The 17,665-nt window shown below is 33.2% G+C and carries 13 protein-coding genes; 1 reads left to right on the top strand and 12 read right to left on the bottom strand.

Features of this window, described 5'->3' with window-relative positions:
• Positions 1-141: 141 nt before the first annotated feature.
• From SA378_RS00240 to glmS, 3 genes are all read right to left on the bottom strand, one after another.
• Entirely contained in the window at positions 142-363 is a 222-nt protein-coding gene (locus tag SA378_RS00240) for a YdbC family protein (protein WP_318523988.1), read from the bottom strand.
• Between the two features lie 81 nt (positions 364-444).
• Positions 445-2,460, bottom strand: a complete 2,016-nt coding sequence (locus tag SA378_RS00235; protein ID WP_318523987.1) for a fructose-1,6-bisphosphatase — start codon at positions 2,458-2,460, stop codon at positions 445-447.
• 209 nt (positions 2,461-2,669) lie between these two features.
• Positions 2,670-4,460, bottom strand: coding sequence for a glutamine--fructose-6-phosphate transaminase (isomerizing) (glmS, locus tag SA378_RS00230; RefSeq protein WP_318523986.1), 1,791 nt, complete (start codon positions 4,458-4,460; stop codon positions 2,670-2,672).
• Positions 4,461-5,151: 691 nt separating this feature from the next.
• Here glmS and SA378_RS00225 point away from each other — a divergent pair.
• A complete protein-coding gene (locus SA378_RS00225) occupies positions 5,152-5,403 on the top strand; it encodes an alpha/beta-type small acid-soluble spore protein (RefSeq protein WP_318523985.1) in 252 nt (83 codons plus the stop codon).
• Between the two features lie 63 nt (positions 5,404-5,466).
• Here the strand turns inward: SA378_RS00225 and SA378_RS00220 are convergent, their stop codons facing one another.
• The 9 genes from SA378_RS00220 to SA378_RS00180 form a co-directional block, all read right to left on the bottom strand.
• The gene (locus SA378_RS00220) at positions 5,467-6,495 is read right to left on the bottom strand and encodes an electron transfer flavoprotein subunit alpha/FixB family protein (RefSeq protein WP_318523984.1); all 1,029 of its coding nucleotides are present in this window, start codon (positions 6,493-6,495) and stop codon (positions 5,467-5,469) included.
• Between the two features lie 15 nt (positions 6,496-6,510).
• Entirely contained in the window at positions 6,511-7,293 is a 783-nt protein-coding gene (locus SA378_RS00215) for an electron transfer flavoprotein subunit beta/FixA family protein (RefSeq protein ID WP_318523983.1), read from the bottom strand.
• A gap of 13 nt (positions 7,294-7,306) precedes the next feature.
• Complete coding sequence (locus SA378_RS00210) at positions 7,307-8,446, bottom strand: acyl-CoA dehydrogenase (RefSeq protein WP_318523982.1); 1,140 nt, start codon at positions 8,444-8,446, stop codon at positions 7,307-7,309.
• Between the two features lie 228 nt (positions 8,447-8,674).
• Positions 8,675-9,448: a short-chain-enoyl-CoA hydratase gene (locus SA378_RS00205; RefSeq protein WP_318523981.1), complete on the bottom strand. Its 774-nt coding sequence runs from the start codon at positions 9,446-9,448 to the stop codon at positions 8,675-8,677.
• Between the two features lie 122 nt (positions 9,449-9,570).
• Positions 9,571-10,206: an HAD-IA family hydrolase gene (locus tag SA378_RS00200; RefSeq protein WP_318523980.1), complete on the bottom strand. Its 636-nt coding sequence runs from the start codon at positions 10,204-10,206 to the stop codon at positions 9,571-9,573.
• A gap of 9 nt (positions 10,207-10,215) precedes the next feature.
• Positions 10,216-12,504 (bottom strand): Tex family protein, encoded by a 2,289-nt coding sequence (locus tag SA378_RS00195; protein WP_318523979.1) that lies wholly within the window; start codon positions 12,502-12,504, stop codon positions 10,216-10,218.
• A gap of 26 nt (positions 12,505-12,530) precedes the next feature.
• A protein-coding gene (prfB, locus tag SA378_RS00190; RefSeq protein WP_318523978.1) for a peptide chain release factor 2 occupies positions 12,531-13,641 on the bottom strand; the annotation gives its coding sequence in 2 pieces (ribosomal slippage) (positions 12,531-13,565 and positions 13,567-13,641; 1,110 coding nt in all).
• A gap of 12 nt (positions 13,642-13,653) precedes the next feature.
• The gene (gene secA / locus SA378_RS00185; protein ID WP_318523977.1) at positions 13,654-16,422 is read right to left on the bottom strand and encodes a preprotein translocase subunit SecA; all 2,769 of its coding nucleotides are present in this window, start codon (positions 16,420-16,422) and stop codon (positions 13,654-13,656) included.
• A 3-nt stretch (positions 16,423-16,425) separates the two neighbouring features.
• On the bottom strand, positions 16,426-17,661 hold the full coding sequence (locus SA378_RS00180; protein WP_318523976.1) for an NAD(P)/FAD-dependent oxidoreductase: 1,236 nt from the start codon (positions 17,659-17,661) through the stop codon (positions 16,426-16,428).
• Positions 17,662-17,665 lie beyond the last annotated feature (4 nt).

The following is a 17,665-nucleotide window of genomic DNA, read 5'->3' as shown; positions in this document are numbered from 1 at the left end:
TTTTCACGGTTATTGAATTTTGTTTCATTGTTAAAAACATCGCAGAAGTATGAAGCCAAAATCGAACAATCTCTCTAATAAAAAAGTATGCTGAGTTTCTCAACATAATTTTTTTGTTTAAGTCATAAATTTTTCTAAATATTATAAATCTAATTTATTTAATGCATCTCTAAGTATTTTCAATTCTTCAGCTGACAATGTAATTCCTTTGCCCATTTTTTCGTGGTCAGGAGCCCACTCTCTTAAGTCATATTTAGGACTTCTTTCATTCCAGCTTATTAAATTAAATTCTTTATACCACCCTTTAGCTGACTCTGAAAGTTGTGCTATTTCTTCAACTATTTCATATTTAAACTCTGCCATATATTACCTCTTTATTGATTTATTTTACGTACTTTATAATAACATCATCAATTAATTCCGTCTATATAAATTTCAGATTATTTATTCATTATTAGCTTTATATCGTTGCTCTTTTATGTATCCTAACCTATAAGCATCTAACAACATTTCTAACTCTTTTATCTGGGATTTTAATTCTTCACCAACATCTGTATCTTTTACCCTTTTTCTTTCAACTTCCTTTTCCAACACCATAGTGGTAGAATGAATATCTTTTTCTTCTTCTATAGCTATTTGAGTAGATTCAAACGGATCATGTGAGACCATTAAAAGTCCATAAGAATTATATATAAGAGTATAGCCTGCGATACCTGTGGTGCTTTGATAAGCCTTTGAAAATCCACCATCAATAACTAAAAGTTTGCCATTCGCCTTTATAGGACTCTCTCCATTTTTGCTTTTAACCGGAACATGGCCATTTATAATATGAGAAACATCAGGATTCAAGCCAAATTCCTCAAAAATTAATTTGCACATTTTCTCGCTGTCTTCTAACTTGAAATAAGGATTTTTCTTTTCAACATGAGTTTCTTTGTCATTTATGAAATACCTTTCAAATGTTGTCATTTTATCCTTACCGAATAGAGGAGAATCAGGACCCGTCCACATGTACCAGGTTAAATCCATACCATATAATTTTCCTTCAGGATTATTTTCATGGAAATAACCTTCTCTTATTAAAATCTCAAGCCTGTCAAAATAAGATTTGCCACTGTATGATTTACCCGAAGAACCTATTTTTACGCTTTTGAAACTACCATCTTCATTTACCGGAATACAACCGTGATACATCAAATTAGAATTGAACTTTAAATACATGCTTCCATTTGTAAAAAGAAATCTCACGTGCTTTTGAAGTTTTTCACTGTTTAAAAATGATGACTTTAATTTTTCAATCAGTTCTTTCTCTTCTTTAATCAGTTCATAAGGATTATTAGGATTTATTGTTGGAAAATTATTATCATTCAAATCGTAAATTTTATCATTAAGGTTAATAGTACCATCTTCATAATTTATTTTATTTAATAAAAGTCTGTCTTCCATGCAAAAGTGAGGACGCCTTTTAATTATTTCACCTTCTAATTTAAATTGTATTATAGAAATAGCTTTGTGCATTTTTGCAGTAAGCTTCAAGTCGTTTTCATTATATGCAATGCCACTCTCTACTTTAGGTTTAAATGCAACACAATCATCATTTCCATAAAATTCCAAAGCAAAAGTTGCTAACGGGAGCATGTTTATTCCATACCCATCTTCAATTGTGTCTAGATTTACATATCTGGCACAAATTCTAATAACTGTCGCAATGCAAGCTTCGCTTCCGGCAGCAGCACCCATCCACAATACATCATGATTTCCCCACTGGATATCAACTGAATGGTAATTCATAATTGTATCCATTACAACATCCGCACCAGGTCCTCTATCAAATATATCCCCTACGATATGAAGTCTGTCTATAACTAATCTTTGAATAAGCTTTGACATTGCAATTATAAACTCATCAGCTCTTCCAATTCTTATTATTGTATTTATTATTTCACTATAATATTCTTCCTTATCGAATTCCTCAGGACCTTTGTGCATGAGTTCATCAATTATGTATGCAAATTCATTTGGCAAAGCCTTTCTAACTTTCATGCGTGTATACTTAAATGCTGCTTTTCTGCTTACTTCTACCAGTCTGTACATGGTAATTTTATACCATTCTTCAATATTCTTTTCTTGCTTATGAATAATTTCCAACTTTTGTTCCGGATAATATATAAGTGTTGCGAGACTTTTTATATCTTTTTCGCTCATTGTATTGCTAAAAACTTCCGTTATCTTACGTTTTATATTTCCTGAACCATTTCTCAACACGTGATTAAAAGACTCACACTCTCCATGAATATCAGACAAAAAATGTTCCGTACCTTTAGGAAGATTTAAAATTGCTTGTAAATTTATTATTTCAGTACATGCTGAAGCTATTGTGGGATATTGTTTAGATAAGAGTTTTAAATATCTTAGTTCTTCTTCTAATCCTTGAATTGAATCACCATCAGAATATGACATACTACATCTCCTTTAAAAATATTATTATATTATATTATAACAGATATTTTATATATGTCACATACTTAATCGTTAAAATTTAATTTTATGTAGCAAAAATTCTGTAACAAAAAATCATGCATAAATCAAAAATTTATTTTAATTTGATACATGATTTTTAGATCGACTTTTTTGTAAGGGTACAAAAAATTGTTGACCTTACTTAAACACTATTCAACAGTGACACTTTTTGCAAGATTCCTTGGTTTATCAATATCACAGCCCTTTAATAATGCAGCGTAATATGCAAGATACTGTGCCGGGATTATTGCTGCCAACGGTGATAAAAGTTCATTTACGTCATCTATTACTATTTGATCTGTTTCCTGGCTTAGTTTGCGCATGGATATTACCATGGTTGCAGCTCCTCTTGCCTTAACTTCCTTAATGTTGCTTCTTGTGTTAAGATTTATATTATCTTGTGTTATTACTGCTATAACAGGAGTGTTTTGTTCAATTAAAGCGATCGTTCCATGTTTTAATTCACCTGCTGCAAATCCTTCTGTCTGTATATATGAAATTTCTTTTAATTTCAGCGAAGCTTCCAGACAAACGAAATAATCCATACTTCTTCCTATATAAAAACAATTTCTGCTGTCTATTAAAAACTTTTCTGCTAAATCTTTATAATTATCTTTATCATCACAAAGAGTTTCCATCGAATATGCAATTTTACTTAATTCCTTAAAAATATTAATATTAATTTTATTGCCAGTCAATGTTGCAAGTATTGATAATACAGCAATTTGCGCAGTATATGCTTTTGTTGATGCAACTGCAATTTCAGGACCTGCATATAAAAGCAAAGTATTGTCAGCTTCTCTTGATAATGTCGATCCTTTTACATTTGTCAATGTCATTGTTTTATAACCCATTTGTTTTACTTTAACTAAAACTGCTCTGCTGTCTGCTGTTTCACCGCTTTGTGATATAAACAAAAACAATGGCTTTTCAGTTATAATAGGCATATTGTAAATAAACTCGCTGGCTATTACAACTTCTGTAGGTTTTCCTGCAATTTTCTCAAAAAACTGCTTACCTATGAGTCCAGCGTGATAGCTTGTTCCGCATGCTATAATATATAATTTATCGCATGCTTTTAATCCTTCTACTATTTCAGGAGCTATATACATATTTCCATTTTCATCTGAGTATTCAGAAATTATTTTTCTTATTACAAATGGCTGCTCTTCAATTTCCTTCATCATGTAGTGAGGATATGTTCCTTTTTCTGTATCAGAAGCATCTATATCTGCTGTATATGGTTCTCTTGAAACTTTATTGCCGTATATTGTAAATATTTCTATTGTATCTCTTGTTATTTTCAAAAATTCTTTATCTTCTATTTCATAAAATAAATTTGTGTGATTTATCATAGCCATCGCATCGCTGCCAAGCATGTTAAAGCCATCACCTTTTCCTGCCAAAAGAGGTGTTTTGTTTTTTGCAGCATACAATGTATTTGAATCTTCTCTATCGAGAATGGCAAGAGCATAAGAACCTTTTAATTCACTCATAGTGTGTCTAATTGCAAGTTCAACTGCTTCACCATCATTTACAAACTTCTCAATAAGCTGTACTATTACTTCTGTGTCTGTATCGCTTGTGAACTTTGTACCATTAAGATATTTATGTCTTAATTCTTCCTCATTTTCAATAATTCCATTATGCACCAAAGTGAATCGCTTCGAGCAGCTCTGGTGAGGATGTGAATTAATTTTGTTTGGTACTCCATGTGTAGCCCATCTTGTATGGCCTATTCCCAGTGTTCCTGTGAAATTATTTTCCATAGATTCTCTTAATTGAACTATTCTTCCTTTTTCTTTGCATACATAAACATCATTGCTGTTTAATATAGCGATTCCTGCTGAGTCATATCCTCTGTATTCTAATTTTTCCAAACCGCCTAGAATTATTTCTTTTACATCTTCAGAACCAATGTATCCAACTATTCCGCACATATCAATTCTCCATTCTTGTTTTATTATATTTAAGCACAATAAAGCAACAATATTACAATAATATTATTTTTTTATTTTAATAAAATTAATTCATGGGAATTGTTAACTAGACTTATATTATTTCAATAAAGATATGAAAGCTTTTGGTTTTATTTTGTATAACAGTTACCTGTTATTTTTGTAAAAACCATCTCGATGAAGCTTCACCGCAGAGCACCCGCCGAATATTCGATAACTCTGTCCTCGTCAACTATAATAGTTCTGGCGCTATAATATTATTATCCTTAACCTTTCCCGATTATCCTCCTTTTAAATTTATTATTAATTTATGAAAATAAAAAAAATTAGTTACTTTATTTTTTAATTTTATCACATAATAGATAAATAGTACATGATTTTTTAAATTATATCAACTTGTTTTGCAATTTTCCATTACTCAACCTTTTGTTCAATTATTTGCCATGTATTATATATAATTAGCTGTAAATAATATGATTAGAAAGTCAATAAAAGATTTTCAAAAAATTTAATCCTGTAAATTTTGAAATTTAACCTGTAGTCTACATATATTGTACTCAGGTTGATAGGGCCCAAAAAGTATAATTTACCATTTAAACATTATCTTACATGATTAAATTCAATTCAAATGACAATAATAACAATACATCACTTAAGAAGGGAGAAATGAATTATGGCAACTAACAATAACAGCGGAAGCAACAATATAGTTGTTCCAGAAGCAAAGCAGGCATTGAATCAAATGAAGACTGAAATAGCTAACGAATTAGGATTAACTAACTATGAACAGGTAGACAAAGGTAACCTTACTGCAAGACAGAATGGTTATGTAGGCGGATACATGACTAAGAGATTAGTTGAAATGGCACAGAGACAAATGAGCGGTTCATCTGGAATGGGTTCTAGCGGAATGCAAACTAAATAAGACCTTAAATAATATTTTATATAAAAAAATTGGTGAATGGCCTAAGCTATTCACCAATTAATTTTATTTATTAACTGCTTTTTCTTTTTTAAGTTCATCTATTAGCATAGGTACTACTTTAAATATATCTCCAACTATACCAACATCAGCAACATCAAATATTGGAGCTGTTTCATCCTTATTGATTGCTATGATGAATTCAGATTCTTCCATACCTGCCAAATGCTGTATTGCCCCAGAAATACCACATGCTATATATAAGTTTGGTCTAACAGTTTTTCCTGTCTGTCCAACTTGTCTATCCTTTGGAACCCAACCTGAATCAACAGCTGCTCTTGATGCAGAAATTGTTCCGCCAAGCAAATCAGCCAATTCTTCAAGCATTGGATAATTTTCAGGTCCATGCATTCCTCTTCCGCCTGAAACCAAAACTTTTGCATCTTCTATATTCATTCTTTGTTGAATTATTTTAATAACATCTAATATTTCAACATTCTTGCATTTTGCAGGAATTTCCAATTTATATTCTTCAATATTCACAGGATTTTGTTCAGAATATTTTGCTTTTTTCATAACTCCAGGTCTTACAGTTGCCATTTGTGGTCTGGTAGTTGGGCATGCAATTGTAGCCATTAGGTTTCCACCAAAAGCTGGTCTGGTCATCATCAGATTCAATTTTTCAGGTTCTTCATCATCAGGTTCAATTGTTAATCCTGTGCAGTCAGCAGTCAAACCTGCTTTTAACCTTGCAGCAACTCTTGGTGCCAAATCTCTTCCGATAGCAGAGGCTCCATATAATACAATTTCAGGCTTTTTATCATTTACTATGTGATTTAATGTATATACATATGGTTCTGTCATGTATAAATCAAGCATGTCATCATCTACATATATTACTTTATCAGCACCAGCATAGCATAATTTTTTAGCTTCATCAAGCATGTCTTTTCCAAGAAGAACTGCTGTTACAGTAGTGTCTAAATCTTTTGCCAATTGCTTACCTTTGCCTACAAGTTCAAAGGCTACTTTTTGTACTTTACGGTCTCTTTGTTCAGCAAAAACAAAGACGCCTTTATATTCAGAAATATTCATTTTGTCTCCCTCCTACTATATAATAAATTTTTCTTTCATTTTATCAACTATCAATTCAGCTGATTCCTGTGGTTCTAGGTTAAATACCTTACCTGCTGACTTAGCACCTTTGGTAAATGATTTTTTAACCTTAGTAGGAGAACCCTTTAATCCAATTTCATTTAAATCAACATCTAAATCTTTTACTGTCCAGACTGTAACTTGTTTTTCTCTGTAAGCATCAAATATTCCACCTGGTGTCATGTAGCGAGGTTCATTTAATTCTGCCAATGCTGTTATTAAACAAGGTAATTTAGCTTTTAAAGTGTGATACCTATCTTCATATTGTCTTTTGACAATAATAAAATCTCCATCAATTTTAATTTCTTCTGCATAGCTGATATTAACCAATCCTAAATGTTCAGACATCTCAGGTCCAACTTGTGCAGTATCTCCATCAATTGCTTGTCTTCCTGTAATTATCAAATCATATTTGAGTTTATTCATTGCTGCTGCAAGAGTTTTTGATGTAGCTAACGTATCAGCTCCTCCAAAAGCCCTGTCTGTTACAAGTACAGCCTCATCAGCTCCCATTGCCAACGCTTCTTTAAGCGCTAAATCTGCTTGAGGAGGTCCCATGGATACCACTGCTACATGTGCACCCATTTCATCTTTTAATCTTAAAGCTGCTTCTAAACCTGCTTTATCGTCCGGATTAATAATGCTAGGAACGCCTTCTCTTATTAATGTGTTTGTTTTTGGATCAATCCTGACCTCTGTTGTATCAGGCACTTGTTTTATACATACTACTATATTCACTGTCTTAGCCTCCCTACTTCAACATACTTGCACTGATAACCATTTTCTGAACTTCTGATGTACCTTCATAAATTTCAGTTATCTTAGCATCTCTCATCATTCTCTCAACAGGATAGTCTCTTGTATATCCATATCCTCCATGGAGCTGAACAGCTTTTGTAGTAACATCCATAGCTGCTTCTGCTGCAATCAATTTTGCCATTGCCGCTTCAACACCATACTCTTTTCCTGCATCCTTGCTGCATGCCGCTCTGTAAACAAGCATTCTGGCTGCATCAACTTTTGTTTGCATATCTGCTAATAGAAACTGTGTGTTTTGGAATTTTGAAATTGATTTTCCAAATTGTTTTCTTTCTTTTACATATTTTACAGTTTCATCAATAGCACCTTGAGCTATTCCAAGTGCCTGAGCTGCTATTCCTATTCTTCCGCCGTCAAGAGTCTTCATAGCTATTTTAAAGCCTTGTCCACTTTTTCCAAGAAGATTTTCTTTTGGAACTACACAATCTTCAAAAATCAATTCGCATGTTGCCGAACCTCTTATACCCATTTTTGCTTCTTTCTTTCCTATTGAAAAACCAGGGAATGTGCTTTCAACAATAAATGCTGATATTCCTCTTGTACCTTGTGATTTGTCAGTCATTGCCATAATTATATAAACATCCGCATAGGATGCATTAGTAATAAATATTTTGTTTCCATTAAGAATATAGTTATCTCCGTCTAGTACTGCCTTCGTTTGTTGACCGGCTGCATCTGTTCCTGCTCCCGGTTCTGTGAGACCAAATGCTCCCAACCATTCTCCTGAAGCAACTTTTGTTAAATATTTCTTTTTTTGCTCTTCAGTTCCATACTCCATCAGAGGAGATCCACACAGTGATGTATGCGCTGATAATATAACACCTGTTGTTCCACAAACTTTTGATAATTCTTCAACTGCCATAGTATAAGTTAAATAATCACAACCTTGTCCGCCGAATTCCTTTGGAAACGGTATTCCCATAAAACCGTATTTGTGCATTTTTTCCACGGTTTCAACGGGAAATCTTTCTTCTTCGTCAATTTCTTGTGCCAATGGCTCCACTTCGTTGACAGCAAAACTTCTGAACAACTGTCTTGCCATTTCATGTTCCTTGCTTAATTGAAAATTCATAATTTCACTCCCTTAAATTTTTGTTTCTACCCTTTTCCCTTAAACCCAATATTTGTTAATCTTTTAACTTTCTAAGTTAAAGTATCCCATCAACGCTTCAATTGTACTAAATTGTAAATTAAATATCAACCTTTATTTATTATTATTTCATTTTTTTATAATTGCATTCATTCCCGTAATAAATAATATAAAATCCATATTAATATATGGATTCTATTTATAGATTTACTATTTAAATTTCGGATGTCTTTTTTCAATAAAAGCAGTCATACCTTCTTTTTGATCTTCCGAGGCGAAGCATAATCCAAAAATATTTGATTCATATGCAATTCCTGTTTCAATGTCGGTTTCTATTCCCCTGTTCATTACTTCCTTTGCATATTTCACTGCAATTCGTGAATTTGATTTTATTTTATCAGCTATCTTGTATGTTTCTTCCATTAGATTTTCTTTTTCTGTTACTTTGTTAACGAGTCCTATTCTATATGCTTCATCTGCATCAATATGACCACCTGTAAAAATCAATTCCTTAGCTTTTCCCATTCCCACAAGTCTTGGCAATCTCTGAGTACCTGAAAATCCAGGAATAATTCCAAGACCCACTTCAGGCTGTCCAAATTTAGCTTTTGTTGATGCAATTCTCATGTCACATGCCATTGATAATTCACAGCCTCCACCAAGAGCAAAACCATTAACAGCTGCAATTACTACCTTCTTTAATGTTTCAATTTTTCGGAACAATCTTGCTCCATCTTCACCGAATTTTTTTGCTTGTGTTGCGTCCAAATCCTTCATGTAAGAAATATCCGCTCCAGCTACGAAAGCTTTTCCTTCGCCTGTTAAAACAACAATCGAAACTTCATTGTCATCATTGATCTGGTCAAATACGAATTCAAGTTCTTTAAGAATTTCTGCATTCAATGCATTTAGTGTTTGTGGACTGTTGATTGTTACAGTGCAAATACCATCATTTTTCTCTACTAACAAATTCTCTAATTTCATTGCAAAACCTTCCTTTATTTATCGTTATTTTTATTATAACACCGATTGTTAATTTTTTCGTTAATTTTTATTAATGATTAAGTGAAAAAGTCTGAACTGCACATGTACAATTCAGACTTATGTTATTGAATTAAATTAGTTAAATCCCACATTTTTTCAAGAACATGCTTTATTTTGTATTTTTGCGCCAAATCATTAGAATTTAATTGCCAGCCTACAAGTATAGGTGTCACTAGTGCATTCAATGCACACTCCATGTCAAATCTTGAATCGCCTACATATAATGTACTTTCCGTTGTACTTCCTAATTCATTTATGGCTTTAACCAATGGTTCTTTATCTGGTTTATGCTTTGTTACATCATCGGCAGAAACTACAACATCAAAATACTTTGCAATGTTGAATGTTTCCAGAGCAGATACTGTTGAACTTCTAAGCCTTGATGTAGCTATTCCCAGTTTTATACTTTTGCCTTTCAAATAATTTAAAGTATCTTCAACAGTTTCATAAAGTGTTACTTCCTCATTAAATCTATCTTTTTGATAATCTCTGTAACATGCTATAACATCTTCAAAACTAAAAGCTTCAAAATCTCTTGTCAAAGTTAATTCCAAAGGCTCTCCAAAAGTACTCATAATATACTCTTCGCTACAATTTTTTTGAAGAAACTCAGTATAAATGTGCTTAAAAGAATTTATTATCATTTTATTAGTGTTTGCCAGTGTGCCGTCAAAATCAAATATTACTGTATCAATCATCTGCAACTCCTATTTATGTTTTGTTTTCATGCTAAGGCCAATTCTTTGTCTTTCTTTGTCGATGCTTATAATAGTAACCTGTACAACATCTCCGACTTGCACTACTTCCATAGGATTCTTAATATATTTATCGCTCATCTCTGAAAGATGTACAAGACCATCTTGTTTAACTCCTATATCAACAAATGCACCGAAATCCACAACATTTCTTACAGTTCCTGTGAGTTTCATTCCAATTTCCATATCTTCTATTTTAACAACATCACTTCTGAATATTACATTTTGCATTTCATCTCTAGGATCTCTGCCGGGTTTCTTAAGTTCTTCTATAATATCTGTAAGAGTAGGTACACCAATGTTTAATTTATCTGCAAGCACTTTGACCCTATCATTGTATCTTTCTTTTTGAAGTTTCTTTTCTTCCTTAAAGTTTAATTGTGATAATGCTTCAAGACCTTTAAGCCTATTATTATTAGATGATATTTTAACCTTTTTCTCATCTTCTTTCACTGCCACTTTCATAATTCTTTCATTAATATCATTAAGGTTTCCATTTTTTACATCTTCAAGCTTATAACCAAGTATTTTTAAGAAATTTTCTGCAATTTCATATGACTCAGGATGTACTGCTGTTTTATCTAATGGACTATCTCCGTCAGATATTCGCATAAAACCGGCACATTGCTCAAATGCTTTGTCTCCAAGCTGCTTAACTTTCAAAAGTTCTCTTCTGTTTATAAACTTACCGTTTTCTTCTCTATATTTTACTAAATTTTTAGCTATTGTTTTGGATATTCCTGACACATATTGAAGGAGTGCCGGTGATGCAGTATTTAAATCTACTCCAACACTGTTTACACAGTCTTCTACAACTCCATCTAATTCCTGCCCAAGCTTTGGCTGATTAACATCATGCTGATACTGACCTACACCTATGCTCTTTGGATCTATTTTAACAAGCTCAGACAATGGATCCTGCAATCTTCTGCCTATTGATATAGCACCTCTTATTGTAACATCTAAATCAGGATATTCTTCCTGTGCTAATCTTGAAGCAGAATATACTGATGCTCCTGCTTCACTAACTATTGTATATGTAACTTTTTTGTCTAATCTTGTTAACATGTCTGATACTACCTGCTCAGTTTCTCTTGAAGCAGTACCGTTTCCTATAGTAATTACATCTATGTCATATTTTTTAATTAATTCAGTCATTATTTTCTGAGATTTTTCCACTTCATTTCTTGGTTCATTAGGATATATTACTCCTTGTTCCAAAAACTTGCCTGTTTCATCTAATATTGCCAGCTTGCATCCTGTTCTGAAACTTGGATCAATAGCAAGTATTCTTATATCTTTAACCGGAGGAACCATTAAAAGATTTTTGGTATTTTTCCCAAAAACTTTTATAGCTTCTTCTTCAGCCATCTCTGTAATCATGTTTCTTACTTCTCTTTCTATTGAAGGAGCAATAAGTCTTTTATAACCATCTTCAATAGCTGATAAATAATAACTTGTGGTTAAAGCTGATTCATTTTTTATTTCTTTAGATTTCAAATAGTTTATTATTTTATCATCAGGTGTATTCAGCTTAACTTTCAGTTTCTTTTCCTTCTCGCCTCTGTTAATGGCTAGAATTCTGTGATTTGCTATTTTACGAACAGATTCTTCAAATTTATAATACATTTCATAAACAGTTTTTTCATTTTCATCTGTCGCTTCTGTTGATAAAATACCGTCTGCAACATATATTTCTCTTATGTGTTTTCTGTAGTCTGCATTATCTGAAATTATTTCTGCTATTATGTCACATGCACCTTCATAAGCTTCTTTAGAATTCTTAACACCCTTTTCCTCATCTATAAATGGCATTGCAATTTCTTCAAGATTGCCTTTTATAATATTTTGAGATAAAATTATATTTGCAAGAGGTTCAAGCCCTTTTTCCTTTGCTTTAGAAGCGCGCGTTGATTTTTTCTGTTTAAAAGGTCTGTATAAGTCTTCTATTCGCTGTAAAACATCAGAATTCATTATTTCATTTTTAAGTTCTTCTGTAAGTTTTCCTTGTTCTTCAATTAAACGTATTACTTCTTCTTTTCTAGATTCAAGGTTCCTCAAATATACAAGTCTTTCATACAAATCTCTAAGTACAACATCATCCAAAGAACCTGTCTGCTCCTTACGGTAACGCGCTATAAACGGAATTGTATTTCCCTCATCAATTAATTGCACCGTATTTTCAACTTGAAATGGTTTTATATTAAATTCATTACACAAAATCTTATTTATATCTATCATTTATCTCTCCCCTACAATATCCTCATCTATTGTTCAAGCGATTTCATCTTCAAATATTCATTTATAAACAAGTCAATATTGCCATCCATAACTGACTGAACATTTCCAGTTTCAGCGTTTGTACGATGATCTTTTACAAGATTGTACGGATGAAAAACGTAGGACCTTATTTGACTTCCCCAGGCAATTTGATTATATTTGCCTTGAATATCTTCGATTTTTTCTTTGTTTTCAATTTGCTTAATTTCAAGCAGTTTTGATTTAAGCATTTTCATTGCAAAATCTTTATTGCTGCGCTGTGATCTTTGGTTTTGGCATGATACTACAATTCCGGTAGGAATATGTGTTATTCGAATAGCTGAATCTGTAGTATTAACATACTGACCTCCGGCTCCACTTGAACGAAATGTATCTACTCTTATATCTGCTTCACTGATTTCAACATCTTCGTCATCTGTCATTTCAGGTGTAATATCAACTGATGCAAAAGATGTATGCCTTCTATTTAAAGAATCAAACGGCGATATTCTCACTAAACGGTGTACACCTTTTTCTGATTTTAAATATCCATATGCATTTTCACCTTCAACAAGCAAAGTAACACTTTTAATTCCTGCTTCTGTATCAGGAAGGATATCTAAAACTGTCGACTTGTATCCATGTGAATCTATCCATCTTGAGTACATACGATAAAGCATGTCCGCCCAGTCTTGAGCTTCTGTACCGCCTGCTCCTGCGTGTATTGATAAAATAGCATTGTTCTCATCGTAATCACCGCTTAAAAGTGCAAAAATTCGAGCATTCTCAAGCTGTTTCTCTACTTCATCCATACTATTTTTAAGATCAGGCAAGTGACTTTCATCATCTTCTTCACGAATCATTTCAACAAAGAGTTCTATATCTTCAACCTGCTGCTTTAAATTTATATATTCATTAATTCTGTCTGTATTGTATTTTAACTTTTGCGATACTTTCTGAGCTCTTTCCTGGTTGTTCCAAAAATCCGGCTCCTGCATTTCTGATTCAAGTAATATGTTCTCATCCTTTAACTTTTCCAAGTCAAAGGGAGCCACCCACTTCATTTAAAATTGCATTGAATTTTTTTAAACTTTCTGTAATTTCATAAAAATCTATCAATTTATCAACTCCCTATTTTAAATTGTCCTGCTCGTTAGCACCACAGCATTTTTTATACTTTTTACCGCTTCCGCACGGGCATGGATCATTTCTTCCAACTTTTTTCTCTTTTTTTACAACCGGCTGTGGTTTTCCACCTAAATCTCCTCCACTTGTGCCTGTTATTTTAGCTACTTCTTTACGTTGTATTTTTTCCTGAGGTCTTACACGCATCAGCATTTTAACTGTATCTTCCTGTATTGATGCAGTCATCTCTTCAAACATGTCAAAACCTTCAACCTGGTATGCTCTTACCGGATCTTCATTACCTATAGCACGAAGCCCAATACCTTGTCTTAACTGATCCATAGCATCTATGTGGTCAATCCATTTTGTATCAACATTTCTAAGAAGTACAATTCTTTCTATTTCTCTAAAAGTGTCTGCTCCAAATTCCAATTCCTGTCTTTCGTAATGCCTGTCTACGGCATTTCTTGCTTTTTCTCTAAGTATATCTTTTGTTATATCTTCCTGCTTTACTCCTTCAAAAGAAATCAGCATGTAAAAAGTTTCAGCAATATATTTTTCAAATCCCTTTATATCCCAATTGTCACTGTATCTTTCATCAGTGGTGTACCTTTGTATACCATTGTCAATGAGCTCATTAATCATTTTAGATACATAATCCTTCAGGTCTTCACCAAGAAGTACTCTTTTTCTTTCAGAATAAATAACTTCTCTTTGTTTGTTCATTACATTGTCATATTGAAGAACATGTTTTCTTATTTCAAAGTTTCTTCCTTCAACTCTTCCTTGTGCTGTTTCAATAGTCCTAGTGAGCATTCCTGCTTCTAATGGTTCATCTTCAGGCATTTTCAATGTTTCTATTATTGTTTTAACTTTATCCCCTGCGAAAAGTCTCATCAAGTCGTCTTCCAATGATATATAAAAACGAGTTGAACCAGGGTCTCCTTGTCTGCCGGCACGTCCTCTTAACTGATTGTCAATACGTCTTGATTCATGGCGTTCCGTGCCAATTATGTGAAGACCTCCTGCTTCTCTTACTTTTTGCTGTTCATCTTGCAATTCTTTTTTAGATTCTTCTAATAAATTTTTGTACAGTATTCTTGCTTCCATAATTTCAACATCATCTGTTTCGTTGAAACCGTCTGATTGTAAAATTATTTCATCTGAATAGCCCTTGGATTTCATTTTATGCTTGGCAAGAAATTCAGGATTACCTCCAAGCACGATGTCTGTACCTCTGCCGGCCATATTTGTTGCAATTGTTACAGAACCAAGTCGTCCTGCCTGTGCTACAATTTCAGCTTCCTTGTCATGCTGCTTAGCATTTAAAACTTCATGCTTAACACCTTGTTTCTTAAGCATTCTGCTTAAAAGTTCTGATTTTTCAATGGAAATTGTACCAACTAATATTGGCTGTCCTGTTTTATGTTTTTCTATAATTTCAGCAATTACAGCATTGAATTTTCCTACTTCTCCCTTGTAAACAACATCTTGCATATCATTTCTTACCACATCTTTGTTTGTAGGGATTTCTATTACATCAACACCATAAATTTCTCTGAATTCATCTTCTTCTGTTTTGGCAGTACCTGTCATACCGGATAATTTTTTGTACATTCTGAAATAATTCTGGAATGTAATTGTTGCCAAAGTTTTAGATTCTTTTCTAACTTCAATTTTTTCTTTTGCTTCAATTGCCTGATGCAGTCCGTTGGAATATCTTCTTCCGTACATAATACGACCGGTGAATTCATCAACAATTAAAACCTCTCCATCTTTTACAATGTAATCAATATCTCTTCTCATTGTATTGTGAGCTTTCAAGGCTTGATTAATGTGATGGGATATTTCCATATTTTCCTGGTCAGCAAGATTTAAAATGTTGAAGAATCTTTCAGCCTTTGTTACTCCCCTTGCAGTCAAAGTAACATTTTTACCTTTTTCATCAACTATATAATCAACAGTGTCATCTTCATCATCTTCACCCATCATATAGTCCATTTTAGTTTTCTTTTCCTCAGGCAATTGAATTTTACCTTTCAATGGGATAACAAAACTGTTAGCCATTTCATATAATGATGTAGATTCATCACCTTCGCCTGAAATGATTAAAGGAGTTCTTGCCTCATCTATTAAAATAGAGTCTACCTCATCTATGATGCAGTAGTTCAAATCTCTTTGAACCATTTCTTCCTTGCGGATAACCATATTGTCCCTTAAGTAGTCAAAACCAAACTCATTGTTTGTTCCGTAAGTGATATCACTTTTGTAAGCGTTGATTCTTTCTTGTTTTGTTATACCATGAACAATACAGCCCACAGATAACCCAAGAAAATTGTGAACTTTTCCCATCCATTCACAGTCACGCTTTGCCAAATAATCATTTACTGTTATAACATGGACACCTTTACCATCTAACGCATTCAAATAAACCGGCAAAGTTGAAACTAAAGTTTTTCCTTCACCTGTTTTCATTTCTGCAATACGTCCCTGATGTAAAACCATACCACCTATTAACTGTACTTTGTAATGTCTTTGTCCAAGAACTCTCCACGCAGCTTCTCTTACCACAGCAAAAGCTTCAGGCAATATGTCATCCTTTGTTTCTCCATTTGCAAGACGCAGTTTAAATTCGTCTGTCTTTGCCTTCAGTTGACTGTCAGATAATTGTTCCATTGCTTGTTCTAATGACAAGATTTTATCCACTGTAGGCTCTAATCTCTTAACTTCTTTTTCGCTGTAAGAGCCAAAGATTTTTTCTAAAAATTTCTTCATAACTTATCCTTTCTCAATACTTATTGAACTGAAGTGACCAGCTGAATATCCAGAGCTCCATGCCCACTGCAAATTAAATCCGCCGCAATCTCCGTCAACATCAAGTATTTCTCCTGCAAAATACAGACCTTTCGTTTTTGTTGATTCGAGAGTATTAGGATTGATTTCTGACAAAGCAACTCCGCCTGCAGTAGTTTGTGCCTGCTGCCAAGTGTTGTGACCTGAAACTTCAAATTTCCATTCTTTTAATATATCAATTATTTTAAAAATTTCTTTCTTATTTAACTTCCCGCATTCTTTATCCAGCTTATCAAAACCTGCTTCCATCAGAACAACAGGAATTAGCTTTTTATTAATGAAACCAACCAGCCCATCTTCAATGCCTTTATAACCAATTTTAAAAAATCTTTCTTTAAGTATATCATAAAGCATTGCTTTAGTTAAATCAGGAAACATATCAACCGAAATGAAGACATGCTCACCTTTGTTTAAGGTTTCAATAACTTTCCTGCTGATTTGCAATATGGGAGGTCCTGATATTCCATAATCAGTAAATAAAATTTCACCTTTTTCTTCTCTTATTTGATTTTTGTAAGTGAAACTATTTACAACACCATCGAATCTTATTCCGGTAATTCTTTTAAAATATTTTCCATTAAGCTTAAGCTGCACTAACGCAGGGGATGGCTCAACTATTTTGTGTCCAAAGGATTTTGCAATTTCAAAGCCGCTTCCGTCAGATCCAAGCTGGGGGCTTGCTTTTACTCCGCTGCATAAAATTACTTTATCAGCATTGTAAGTTTTATCTTTACCTATAATACTGAATTTATCTTTATTTTTCCTTAACTCGATAACTTCAAAGTCGGTGACCTCTTCAATTTTAAGCCTTGCAGTTTCATATCTCAAAACATCTAAGACGCTTGATGCTTGCAATGAATTAGGATACACTTTTCCGCTGTCATCAACATATGGATAAATGCCCAAATCTTCAAAAAAAGACATTGTTCTCTGCAAATCAAAAAAATTCATTGCACTTTCAGCTTGTTTTATGTTTTTGCTGTGATACCGGTCCATTGACATATACATGTTTGTATAATTACATCTGCCATTGCCGGTAGCCAATATCTTTTTTCCAACTTTATTCATTTTTTCATAAATTATAACTTCAGCACCATTTCTGGCTGCAGCTATACCAGCCACAAGACCCGAAGCACCTCCGCCGATAACAGCTATTTTCATAGTA

The sequence above is a fragment of the Sedimentibacter sp. genome, assembly GCF_033447055.1.
Taxonomy (GTDB): Bacteria; Bacillota; Clostridia; order Tissierellales; family Sedimentibacteraceae; genus Sedimentibacter.
The sequence above is the reverse complement of the archived record's forward strand: the minus strand, read 5'-3'. Positions and strand labels throughout refer to the sequence as shown.

Coding starts and splice junctions, on each gene's coding strand:
- SA378_RS00240 (WP_318523988.1), bottom strand. CDS start 363: ATGGCAGAGTTTAAATATGAAATAGTTGAAGAAATAGCACAACTTTCA.
- SA378_RS00235 (WP_318523987.1), bottom strand. CDS start 2,460: ATGTCATATTCTGATGGTGATTCAATTCAAGGATTAGAAGAAGAACTA.
- glmS (WP_318523986.1), bottom strand. CDS start 4,460: ATGTGCGGAATAGTTGGATACATTGGTTCTGAAGATGTAAAAGAAATA.
- SA378_RS00225 (WP_318523985.1), top strand. CDS start 5,152: ATGGCAACTAACAATAACAGCGGAAGCAACAATATAGTTGTTCCAGAA.
- SA378_RS00220 (WP_318523984.1), bottom strand. CDS start 6,495: ATGAATATTTCTGAATATAAAGGCGTCTTTGTTTTTGCTGAACAAAGA.
- SA378_RS00210 (WP_318523982.1), bottom strand. CDS start 8,446: ATGAATTTTCAATTAAGCAAGGAACATGAAATGGCAAGACAGTTGTTC.
- SA378_RS00205 (WP_318523981.1), bottom strand. CDS start 9,448: ATGAAATTAGAGAATTTGTTAGTAGAGAAAAATGATGGTATTTGCACT.
- SA378_RS00200 (WP_318523980.1), bottom strand. CDS start 10,206: ATGATTGATACAGTAATATTTGATTTTGACGGCACACTGGCAAACACT.
- SA378_RS00195 (WP_318523979.1), bottom strand. CDS start 12,504: ATGATAGATATAAATAAGATTTTGTGTAATGAATTTAATATAAAACCA.
- secA (WP_318523977.1), bottom strand. CDS start 16,422: ATGAAGAAATTTTTAGAAAAAATCTTTGGCTCTTACAGCGAAAAAGAA.
- SA378_RS00180 (WP_318523976.1), bottom strand. CDS start 17,661: ATGAAAATAGCTGTTATCGGCGGAGGTGCTTCGGGTCTTGTGGCTGGT.